The organism is Streptomyces sp. NPDC059957 (genome assembly GCF_042730015.1).
Classification (GTDB): domain Bacteria; phylum Actinomycetota; class Actinomycetes; order Streptomycetales; family Streptomycetaceae; genus Streptomyces.
The window spans coordinates 1-10,800 of the sequence record NZ_JBHWMB010000135.1; the positions used below are offsets into that span (position 1 = coordinate 1).

Here is a 10,800-nt window from a genome sequence, read left to right on the forward strand (position 1 = left end):
GCGATGCCCGCCGCGGCCAGGGAGTGCCCGATCAGGGCCTTGCCCGCGCCGAGGTAGCACAGGGACGGGTCGTCGTCGGGGTACTCGGTGCGCAGTCGGCGCAGGGCCTCGGACTCGGCCCGGTCGCCGGCTGCGGTGCCGGTGCCGTGGGCCTCCAGGAAGCCCACGGAGGAGGGCGCGACGCCCGCGTCCTCGTAGGCCCGGCGCATGGCGCGCAGCTGGCCTTCGGCGGTGGGCACCAAGGGGCCGGGGGAGGCGCCGTCGTTGGCCGAGCCGATGCCCTTGATCACCGCGTAGACCCGGTCTCCGGCGGCGAGGGCGTCGGCCAGCGGCCGGATGACGACGACACCGGCGCCCTCACCGAGGACGAACCCGTCGGCCTCCGCGTCGAAGGGGCGGCACACCCCGGCGGCCGACAGGGCGCGCAGCCGGGAGAAGCCGACCAGGCTGTCGGGGGTGAGGTTGAGGTACACGCCGCCGACGAGGGCGATCCGGCAGCTGCCGGACCGCACCTGGGCGATCGCCTGGTCGAGGGCGACCAGCGAACCGGAGCACGCGGCGTCGACGGCGAAGCTGGGACCGCCGAGGTCGAAGTGGCGGCTGACGGTCCCGGCCGCCATGTTCAGGAGGCTCCCCGGCAAGGTGAAGGCGTCGATGGTGCCGAGCTGCCGCGCCCGCTCCATGGCGGCGTCGGCGGCGTCCCCCGCCCCGGCGCCCCCGGCCGCCGAGCCTCCGGCCCCGGAGCCGTCGTCCGCCGCGTGCGCGTCCTCGGCCAGGGTGATCGCCCGGAGGGGGGCCGTCATGAGGTCCTTGTAGTCGGACACCGATATCCCGAAGAACACCCCGGTGTTCTCGCGGTCGAAGTCACCGCGGCCCATCCCCGCGTCGGCGAGCGCCTCGCGCGTGACGTCGAGCATCAGCCGGTGCTGCGGGTCCATGGCCCGGGCGCGAGCGGGCGGTACGCCGTAGTGCGCCGCGTCGAAGCGGTCCAGGTCCTCCAGGAAGGCGACCTGGTCGGTGTACGAGGCGTTGGGTGCCGACCGGTTGCCCGGCTCGTGGAAGGTCCCGTGGTTCCAGCGTTCCCCCGGGACGGCGGAGAACTGACGCTCCGCGCTCATCAGGAGCTTCCAGTAGGTGCGGATGTCGGGGGCACCCGGAAAGCGGCAGCCGAGTCCGACGATGGCGATGTCAGTCATGGGTCTTCCTTGTCGTAGTGCCCTGGACGGATGGCGGCCGGGGCTGGGCGGGGCTGGAGGGTCGGGACGGGGTGGGACGGGGTGGGACGGGACGGGGTGGTGGCGGGACCGGGCCGGAGAGGGGGAGCGCCCGGTGGTCAGCGGCGCGCGTGGGCGTGGGTGCGGACGACGGTGCGGCTCGGGGAGCAACGGCCCGGGGCGCACCGCCTCGCGGGGGCCGGTGGCGGCCGGGTGGCCGGCTGCGGCGCTTTGGGCCTCAGCGCCTTCGGCGCCCACCAGTTCAGGCCGCCCGCCAGGCGCATGAGCGCCGGTACGAGGACTCCCCGCACGAGCGTGGCGTCGAGGAGGACGCCCAGACCCGCGCCGATGCCGAAGAACTGCAGGAGGGAGACCTGGGAGCTACCGAAGCTCAAGAGGGTGAACGCGAGCAGGGCGCCGGCCGTGGTGACGATGCCTCCCGTCCGGGCGATGCCCGTGACGATCGAGTCGGTGTTGTCCTCCCCGGCGTCGCGCGCCTCCTTGATCCGGGCCAGGACGAACACCTCGTAGTCCACCGAGAGCCCGAAGAGGATGCAGAACAGCAGCACCGGCATGGTCGTACTGAGCGGTCCGGGCGTGAAACCGAGCAGGCCGCTCAGATGGCCCGTCTGAAAGATCCACACCATCGCTCCGAGGACGGCCGTCAGGCTCAGGGCGTTCAGTGCGATGGCCTTGAGCGGCAGGAGCAGACTGCGCGTGAAGCCGAAGAGCAGCACGAAGGTGGTGACGGTGATCAGGGCGAGCGCGAGCGGTATCCGGTCGCCCACCGTGTCCTTGGCGTCGACCAGTACCGCGCTCGGTCCGCCGACCAGGACCTCGGTGCCCGCCGGGGCGGGGGTCTCGCGGACGTCGTGCACGAGCTGCTGGGCCGCCCGCGAGCGGGGGTCGACCCGCGGCACCACGGAGAACTGGGCCAGACCGTCGTCCGCGGGCCCGGCGACCCGGGAAACCTGGGCGACGTGGGGGAGCGCGGACAGCCTGCGGACGTAGTCCTCACCCGCAGACCGGGGCGCCGTGCCCGTCACGGAGAGGGTGAGCGCGTCGGCGCCCCTCATGTCGAACGCGTCGCGCAGCAGGTCACCGGTCTGCCGGCTGGCCGCGCTCGTGGGCAGCGCCCGGTCGTCGGGAGTGGCGAAACCGGCGTGCGCGAACGGTGCGGCGAGGACCACCAGCAGGCCGATCACCGGCAGCGCCGCGAGCAGCGGGCGGCGTACGACGATCCGCGCCAGCCCCTCCCAGAAGCGCGATCCGGAGCCCGTACGGGCCCGGCGGCGCCACGGCACGGGCCAGGCGTTGACGCGCTTGCCGAGCAGCGTGAGCAGAGCGGGCAGGACGGTCACGGCGCTCACGGCGGCGATGGCCACCACGGCGATGCCCGCGTAGGCGAAGGAGCGCAGAAAGTACGGCGGGAACACCAGCAGGGTCGCGAGCGCGGCGGAGACCGTCGCGGCACTGAAGGCGATCGTGTGGCCGGCGGTGCGCACGGTCCGGATGGCGGCCGTCCGCGGCAGGTAGCCGGCGGCGAGCTCCTCGCGGAACCGCGAGACGATCAGCAGCCCGTAGTCGATGCCCAGCCCCAGGCCGAGCGCCGTGGTGAGGTTCAGAGCGAACACGGACACGTCGGTGACGGAGCCGAGGACGCTCAGGACCAGCAGGGTCCCGGCGATGGCGAGGACTCCGATCAGCAGCGGCAGCGCGGCGGCCACGACGCTGCCGAACGCCAGAATCAGCAGGATCAGGGTGCCCGGCAGCACGACGGCCTCGGCCCGCTTCAGATCGGACTCCGCGATGTCCTGGAGCTCGGCGTCGGTGAGCGCCGACCCTCCGACGTGCACGGTCAGGGCCGCGTCGGGAGAGCCGGGGGCGGTCAGCTCCTCGCTCAGCCGCTCGGCGCGCGCACCGAGCTCCTCGCCCTCCCCGTCCACGTGCGCGACCAGCATGGCCGCCCGGCCGTCCCTGCTGCGCAGCTCCGCGGCGCCGCCGGCCCAGTACGAGGTCACGGCGCTCACGTGCGGCCGGGCGGTGAGCCGGCGGGTCAGGTCCTCGCCCTCGCGCCGGGCCGCCGGGCCGTCGACGGAACCGCCGCGTGCCTCTGCGACGACGATCAGGTTGGGGGAGGCCCCCAGGTGCTCGGCGGCCACGCGGGCGGCTCGGCTGGACTGGGACCGGGGATCGTCGTACCCCTGCGTCTTCAGCCGGCCGGTGGCCTGTGCACCGAACACGACGGACAGCGCGAGGAACGCGAGGGCGGCGAAGAGGACGAGTCCGGGACGGCGGGTCACGAAGACACCTGCGCGACGGGACATCGGGGTCTCCGATCCGGATGGCGGTTCGTCCTGCTCTGGTGCAGGACGCTGGATTTCCACCGTGCCCCGGTCGGGGACGGGGCCGTAGCCCCGGCTATTCGTTACTTGACAGGATTCCTCCGTACGTCTGCACCTTCGTTGGTCGCCTCCACCTCGTGGGCCGGCTCAGTACCTGATCTCCTTGGCCTCGTACCCTTCGAGCCCTGTCGTGGCAAGGGCGGGGACGAGTGCGTGCAGGTACCGGGCGAGGTCGGTGGATCCCAAGAGTCCTCCCGGCTGTGTGGCTCCGAATCCTCGCCGGTGGTCCGCGAGACCGTCGGTCGTCGCGGTCGGTCAGTCCGTGTCGACGACCTGCACGGTGACCGGGGTTCCGGCTTCCACCGTGCGGCTTACGGTGCAGAGCTTGTCGTGGGAGGTCTTGACGGCGCGCGGCAGGATTGCGCGGGCCCGGTCGCCGGCCTCGCCGGCGGGGAAGCGGACGGTGAAGGCGGCCTCGAGGTCGGTCATGCGGTTGCCGCCCGCGTCCTCGGTCTTGTGCCCGTGGACGGCGACGGAGAATTCGGCGGGTTCGGCGTGCCGGGTGGTGGCGACGTCCACGTCGGCCGCGGAGCAGCCGCCGATCGCGGCGAGGAAGAGCTCGACGGGGGTGAAGCCGCCGTCGGATCCGGTACCGAAGGTGATCGTGTCGCCGCGGGAGTTGGTCGCGGTGAACTTGCCCGGACCGGTTCGCTCGACGGTGACGGAGCGCAGGGAGTCAGCAGTCATGACACCGACGGTAGCCCCGCCACCCCCCATGTGCCGTGCCGGCCATACGGCGGCGCGGGCGTGTCAGGGCCGGGATCGCTTCTGGACCGCAGGGAGCCGGCCGGAGGCTGCGCTGCGAACGCCCCGGAGGCCGTCACCCGGTCACAGCACTAGCGTGTGGCGAGCCGCTCCAGCAGAGCCACGCTCTGTGCCAGCAACGCCCGCTCCTCGTCAGTCAGTTCTGCTTCGATGGCCTGGGCGAGCCAGCCGGCCCTGCGGCCGCGCTCCGCTTCGAGTGCTGCCCGGCCCGCGTCCGTCAGCTCGACCAGCGACTTGCGGCCGTCCGTGGGGTGCGCCCGGCGCGTGATCAGGTTCTGCTCCATGAGGAGTCCCACCGCCCGAGCCATCGACTGGGGGCGTACGCGCTGATCGGCGGCGAGGTCGCTGGTGGTCATCGCGCCGTCGCGGTCGAGCGTGCCGAGCACGGCGACCTGGCCCAGCGGGATGTGGTCCTCGTGTTTGACGCGCCGGGTGAGCTTGCCCATGGCGGTGCGCAGTTCTGCGGCGATGGCGGCGGCTTCCGGGGTGGGCATGAGGCACCTTACCTCGCTGGTCAGTACTGCTGCGCGAGTGACCAGCACAGCAATGCTGTTCAGCCAAACTGAACAGCATTGCTGTAGTGTTTGCCTGGTCGGGCTCAGCGCCAGCGTTGTCGCAGCCGGGGCCACGACATGCGAGAACGGGGAGGAACCACTCATGTCCACACAGGCAGTCGGAAACATCGACACCACCATCGAGACCGTCACCGCCCGCCGGATCATCGACAGCCGGGGCAACCCCACGGTGGAGGTCGACGTCGTCCTGGCGGACGGGTCCCTGGGGCGCGCGGCCGTCCCCTCCGGCGCCTCCACCGGCGCCCGGGAGGCCGTGGAACTGCGCGACGGGGACTCGACGCGCTGGCACGGCAAGGGCGTAGACCAAGCCGTGGCGCACGCCAACGGGGAGATCGCGGCGTCCGTGAGCGGCCTCGACGCGGCGGACCAGGCCGGCCTCGACGCCGCGCTGGTCGCCCTCGACGGCACCGCCACGAAGTCCCGGCTCGGGGCCAACGCGATCCTCGGCGTCTCCCTCGCCTCCGCGAAGGCCGCCGCGGCGGCCCACCGCCTGCCCCTGTACCGCTACCTCGGCGGCGACGGCGCCCACCTCCTGCCGCTGCCGATGATGAACATCGTCAACGGCGGGGCCCACGCCGACAATCCGCTGGACTTCCAGGAGTTCATGATCGCGCCCGTGGGCGCCGACACCTTCGCCGAAGCCGTCCGCATGGGCAGCGAGGTCTTCCACACCCTGCGCCGCGACCTGCTGGCCGCCGGCCACTCCACGGGCGTCGGTGACGAGGGCGGCTTCGCGCCCGCGCTGCGTACCGCCGAGGAGGCCTTGGACTTCGTGATGGCCGCCATCGAGCGCACCGGCTACCGCCCCGGCACCGACATCGGCCTGATCATGGACCCGGCGTCCTCCGAGTTCTTCCGCGACGGGGTCTACGACTACGCGGGCGAGGGAGTGCGCCGCACCCCCTCGGAGAACGTCGATTACCTGGTCAAGCTGATCGACTCCTACCCGATCCTCTCCATCGAGGACCCGATGGCGGAGAACGACTGGGACGGCTGGCGCGAGCTGACCGCCCGCGTCGGCGACCGCTGCCAGCTCACCGGCGACGACCTGTTCTGCACCAGCGAGACGCTGCTGCGCGAGGGCATCAGCACCGGAGCCGGCAACTCGATCCTGATCAAGGTCAACCAGATCGGCACCCTGACCGAGGCGCTGGCCGCGGTTGCCACGGCCCACCAGGCGGGCTGGACGGCCGTCATGTCGCACCGCTCGGGCGAGACGGAGGACACCACGATCGCGGACCTGGCGGTGGCGACCGGTTGCGGCCAGATCAAGACCGGCTCGCTGTCGCGCTCCGACCGCACGGCGAAGTACAACCAGCTGATCCGGATCGAAGAAGAGCTGGGCTCCTCGGCGCGTTACGCGGGCCGTTCCGCACTGCGCCGGGCGTGACCAGCAGGCAGAGGTAGAGACCGTGTGGCCCCCCGATCGTGATCGGGGGGCCCACACGCGGGCCGGGGGAGGCGGACCAAGTGGCAGCGGCCGCACGGCCAGGCCATGCCCCGTACCCGTACCCGTACTCGTACTCGTTCCCGTTCCCGTTCCCGTTCCTGCGCAACAGGCCGGCTATTCCATGGGCCGGCTGGTGACATAGACGGTACGCAGGACGATGGCGGCGGACAGCACCAGGAGGTTGCAGCCCATCAGCCCGTACAGCCCGATGTTCTCTGTCACGCGCGGGCCGCCGTCCATTCCGAGGAGTTGGAGGCCGGCGAACCCGAGGAAGATCCCGACGAGGGCGTGTACCACCCGCCCGACGAGCTCGCCGACGACCCGCCGGTCGCGGAGATCGGCGAAGAGCCGCACGTTGACTCCGAACCGGCCCTCCTCGAGTGCACTGCCGAGCCGGTCGAGACGGCGCGGCAACCGTCGCAGGACAGGCAACAGCGCGATCAGCTCGTCGCGGGCCGTGTCACGGGCACTCTGCGGTCCCAGCCGGTCTGCGAGCCGGGCCGAGGCGTACGTACGCGACGCCTGGAGCATGTTGAAGCCGGGCGAGAGGCGGATCAGTGTGCCCTCGAGGGTGGCCAGTGCACGGAACACGGCCGCGATCTCCGGCGGAACCGCCAGCCGGAAGGCGGCCACCAGCCGGAACAGATCGGTGAACATCTCCGCGTCGGGCGCGGATCCGTGTCCCAGGTGGCGGGCGCTGAACTGCCCCAGCACGCGCAGCAGCCGCTGCTCGTCGACCTCCGCGGGACGGTCGGTGATCTCCAGGAGGGACTCGCGCAGAGCGAGCGGATCGCCGCGGTCGACGGCGAGGAAGAGCCCGCCCATGGACTCGCGGAGCCCGGCGTCGATCCGGCCGACGGATCCGAAGTCGAGCAGGGCGGCCGTGCCGTCGGGCTGGAGCAGGATGTTGCCGGGGTGCGGATCGGCGTGGAAGACACCGTCCAGCATGATCTGGTTGAGCAGTGCGGTGAGCAGCGTCTCGGCCAGTCGGGTGCCGTGCTTCTCGTCATCGGGGACCGCCTTGCCGAGCGAGGTGCCCTCGACGCGGCTCATGACGAGGACGCGCTCGGTGCTGAACTGCCCGTGCAGGACGGGGACGGCGACACTGGAGTCGCCGCGAGCCTCGGCGGCCCGGCGCACCGCGGTCATGTTGCGCGCCTCGACGCGGAAGTCCAGCTCCTCGCGCAGTGCGACGGCGAAGCCCTGCGCGAGCTCGTTCAGCCCGAGACCGCGCCCCCAGACGGTGCGGACGCTCAGGGCGGCGGCCAAGCGCCCGACGATGTCCAGGTCGCGCTCCACGAGTTCGGGAATCCCGGGCCGCTGCACCTTGACGATGACCTCGGTGCCGTCGTGCAGGACGGCCGCGTGCACCTGCGCGATGGACGCCGCGGCCAGCGGGATCTGCTCGAACGTGGCGAACACGTCCCGCACCGGCGCTCCCAGGCTTTCCTCGAGGTGTGTCTCGACCTCGCTCCAGGGCGCGGGCGGCACCTGGTCCTGCAGCAGACTGAGCTCCTCGATGTACACCTCGGGCAGCAGGTCCCGCCGGGTCGACATCAGCTGCCCCAGCTTCACGAAGGCGGTCCCGCCGGCCTGCAGCGCCTGCCGCAGCTCCCGCGCCAGCAGCTCGTGCCGCACCCCGGGCGCGCTCCGCCGCCCTCGCAGATACGGCCCGAGCCCGTGCCGGGTGGCGATGCGCACCACCCCGGAGTACCGCCGCGCCCGAGCGATCCGCCCCCGCACCGACTGCACCCACACGAGTGGCCGTACGGCACCCACGGGCACCAGGATGTCCAGCGCGACGAGCACCACCATCGAGGCGATCATGCCCACCCCGACCATCAAGGACAGCAGCGGCGCGAGCTCCCCCGATTCCTCCTCCAGCCGGGGCCCGAGCAGCGCTCCGGACACGGCGAGTCCGCACATCCCCGCAGCCGCGACCCGTACCACCCCCGCCCGCACCCCTAGAAGTCGCCGCCCCACCATCGCGGGCGCCACCACCACAAGAAGGAAGACGAGCATCCCGACCAACACACCTGTTAACCACATGAGTTCATTCAACAGCACGTGTGTCGGCGGGTTTGAGTCAGGAAGCGGCAGTGGTGCTGCCGCGGGCTTTGCGCGCGCGCGGGGTACGGGGTGCGGCGTCGAGGACTGCCCAGACGCGGCGGCCGTCGTCGGCGAGGTCGTCGCCGCAACTGTCCACGGTGGCCAGTGCCCTGAGCTCGGTGAAGACATCGCCTTCGGGAAGGGACCCGGCCCGGTGGCTGAGGGCGACCACGAGGATCTTGTCCGCCTGGTCGCCGAGGTGCACGCTGACGCGCCGCCCGCCGTCCCGCACGGCCGCGTCGACCAAGAGCCGGACGGCGGCCTCCAGGTCCTGCTCGTCCAGCCCCGGGTAGCCCCAGCCCCGAACCGTCTGCAGGGCCTGGCCGGCGGCCTTCTTCGCAGCCCACTCGTCCGCCCGGAAGGTCAGGGCCGCGGTCTGCCGGTTGCTGATCCGCATGCGCGGCCGTGCCGTGCCCAGCTCGCTCTTCGGCTTCGCGACCGGCTGGGGCCTCGGGGCTTCCACCGGCTTCTTCTGCGGCGGTGGCGACCGCGGTGGGTACGACGGCGGGACCTTGGGACCCCTGGCCTCTGGAATGGTCAACTCGTCCTCCCGAAAAGCGGAAATCACGTAGCTCTGCCCCATCCTGGCAGTCCCCCATGAGGGCAGGGGGCGAAACCAGACCTGCCCCACTTTCCGGTGCCTGTCCGATCCCGAGGGTGGTGGGCTTCAGGTCCAGGGCGCGGGCCGGTGTCCCGGAAGGCTCAGACCACCGTGACCGGGTGGCGGACGACCGCGTCGAAGAGGTACCCCTGGGTGTTGTGCGCGGCCGTCGCGGGCTGCGTCCGCCCGGTCGCGTCCGTGGCCCGTGCCAGCAGGGCGGTCGCCCCCGGGGTCCGCGGCGTCCACGGCACCGACCAGCGCACCCAGCCGCCGCGGCGCGGTACGTCGTGCAGCCGGGCCCGCCGCCAGTGGGCGCCCCCGTCGGTGCTGACGTCCACCTGGTGCACCGGGGCCGCCCCGGACCAGGAGCGTCCGGTCAGCAGCTTCGTGCGGTGCACGGGCACGGTCGCGCCCAGCTCCAGCTCGAAGGCGCTCTTGAGCGTCTGCCGGGTCAGGGGTGCGCTGCCCTGCGGCGGCTGGTCGGGCCCGAACAGCCGGTACAGGTCGGTGTTCCACGGCGAGTACAGCGGCTGCCCGCTCACCTCGATGTCACCGACCCACTTGATCGAGGAGATCCCGATCCAGTCCGGAACGACCACCCGGACCGGCCCGCCGTGGTCGGCCGGCAGCGGCTCGCCGTTCATCTCGTACGCGAGGATCACGTCGTCCAGCGCCTTCGACACCGGCAGCGGGCGCCGCACCCGCCCCAGGTTCACGCCGTTGGTGACCACCTCGTCGTCCAGGCCCCGGGGCAGTACGTCCACGGCTCCGCGGGTCACTCCGGCCAGCCGCAGCACGTCCGAGAGCCGGGCCCCGCGCCAGCGGGCCACACCGATGGCGCCGAGGGTCCAGGCCGTCCCGGTCACCGTCTGGCCCTGCTGGGTGGTGTAGAAGCTCCGGCCGTTGCCCGCGCACTCGATGAACAGCGTCCGCTCGACCGCGGGCAGGTCGCGCAGCCGGTCGTACGAAAACTCCACCGGCCCGCCGGACAGTGCGTCGCCCCACACCTTCAGCCGCCAGCCGTCCTTGTCGAGGCGGGGCGTGGCGGTGTGGTTGCGGACGAAGAACCGGTCGACGGGAGTCACCTGGCCCGTGCCGCGCAGGGCGGCGAACTTCGTCTCCGCGTTGGTCCCCCGGATCGTGAACAGCTCGGGCGGCAGCGGCTTCACGATCGAGGGCAGGGCGGCGGTTCCGGCGGATCCCGCGGCTTCGGCCGTCCCGACTGCGCCCAGCCCGAGGGTGCCGGCCGCCGCTCCCGCAGCGAAGAGCTTCAGCAGGTCACGCCGGTCCACTCCGGCCGAGCGGGCGCGGCCACGCGCCCACTGGCGCAGGCGCGCACGGTCGTACTGGCTCTCGTCGGACAGGTCGAGGGGCATGGCGGGTCACTCCTTGATCGCGATTCCCGACGGACCCTAGAAGGCGGGCCCCGAGCGCGGGAACCCTCCCGTCGCGATGGCCACGAACCTGCAACACGGCTGAAATACCAGGGCGTTGAGGTCCGCGTCGGCGACCGGATCGTCCAGAGCGCGGACGCGTCGAAGGAGTACATACGAGGCCCCGTGGCCCGTGCGACAACGATGTCACGCCCTAGTAGTGCTTTGTTACGTGCTGTCGTAGGGCTGCCATGGGGTGGGTTGTCGGCAGGTGGGGCAGGTGCCGGTCCAGGTGGCGATGAGGTGTT

General features: G+C 72.2%; 8 protein-coding genes. 1 reads left to right on the forward strand and 7 read right to left on the reverse strand.

Translation table 11 applies throughout. The annotated features are described in order from the left end of the window. The 4 genes from ACFWBW_RS40555 to ACFWBW_RS40570 form a co-directional block, all read right to left on the reverse strand. Positions 1 to 1,196 (reverse strand): polyketide synthase (locus tag ACFWBW_RS40555; protein WP_385384550.1); only part of this gene is annotated, 1,196 nt, incomplete at its 3' end. Positions 1,197 to 1,333: 137 nt separating this feature from the next. Further along, on the reverse strand, positions 1,334 to 3,541 hold the full coding sequence (locus tag ACFWBW_RS40560) for an MMPL family transporter (protein ID WP_385384553.1): 2,208 nt from the start codon (positions 3,539 to 3,541) through the stop codon (positions 1,334 to 1,336). Between the two features lie 333 nt (positions 3,542 to 3,874). Beyond that, entirely contained in the window at positions 3,875 to 4,306 is a 432-nt protein-coding gene (locus ACFWBW_RS40565) for an OsmC family protein (protein WP_385384556.1), read from the reverse strand. A 149-nt stretch (positions 4,307 to 4,455) separates the two neighbouring features. Further along, a complete protein-coding gene (locus ACFWBW_RS40570) occupies positions 4,456 to 4,878 on the reverse strand; it encodes a MarR family winged helix-turn-helix transcriptional regulator (RefSeq protein ID WP_385384559.1) in 423 nt (140 codons plus the stop codon). A 163-nt stretch (positions 4,879 to 5,041) separates the two neighbouring features. On the opposite strand from ACFWBW_RS40570, the gene eno reads away from it, so the two are divergent. Further along, positions 5,042 to 6,349 carry a phosphopyruvate hydratase gene (eno, locus tag ACFWBW_RS40575; protein ID WP_385384562.1) on the forward strand — a complete coding sequence of 436 codons (1,308 nt, stop codon included), beginning with the start codon at positions 5,042 to 5,044 and terminating at the stop codon, positions 6,347 to 6,349. 174 nt (positions 6,350 to 6,523) lie between these two features. Here eno and ACFWBW_RS40580 read toward each other — a convergent pair whose 3' ends face one another. The 3 genes from ACFWBW_RS40580 to ACFWBW_RS40590 form a co-directional block, all read right to left on the reverse strand. Continuing rightward, entirely contained in the window at positions 6,524 to 8,431 is a 1,908-nt protein-coding gene (locus ACFWBW_RS40580; protein ID WP_385384565.1) for an ABC1 kinase family protein, read from the reverse strand. 64 nt (positions 8,432 to 8,495) lie between these two features. Further along, positions 8,496 to 8,981 (reverse strand): hypothetical protein, encoded by a 486-nt coding sequence (locus ACFWBW_RS40585; protein WP_385384568.1) that lies wholly within the window; start codon positions 8,979 to 8,981, stop codon positions 8,496 to 8,498. Between the two features lie 239 nt (positions 8,982 to 9,220). Continuing rightward, positions 9,221 to 10,495 carry a sulfite oxidase gene (locus tag ACFWBW_RS40590; protein WP_385384570.1) on the reverse strand — a complete coding sequence of 425 codons (1,275 nt, stop codon included), beginning with the start codon at positions 10,493 to 10,495 and terminating at the stop codon, positions 9,221 to 9,223. Positions 10,496 to 10,800: the final 305 nt, after the last annotated feature.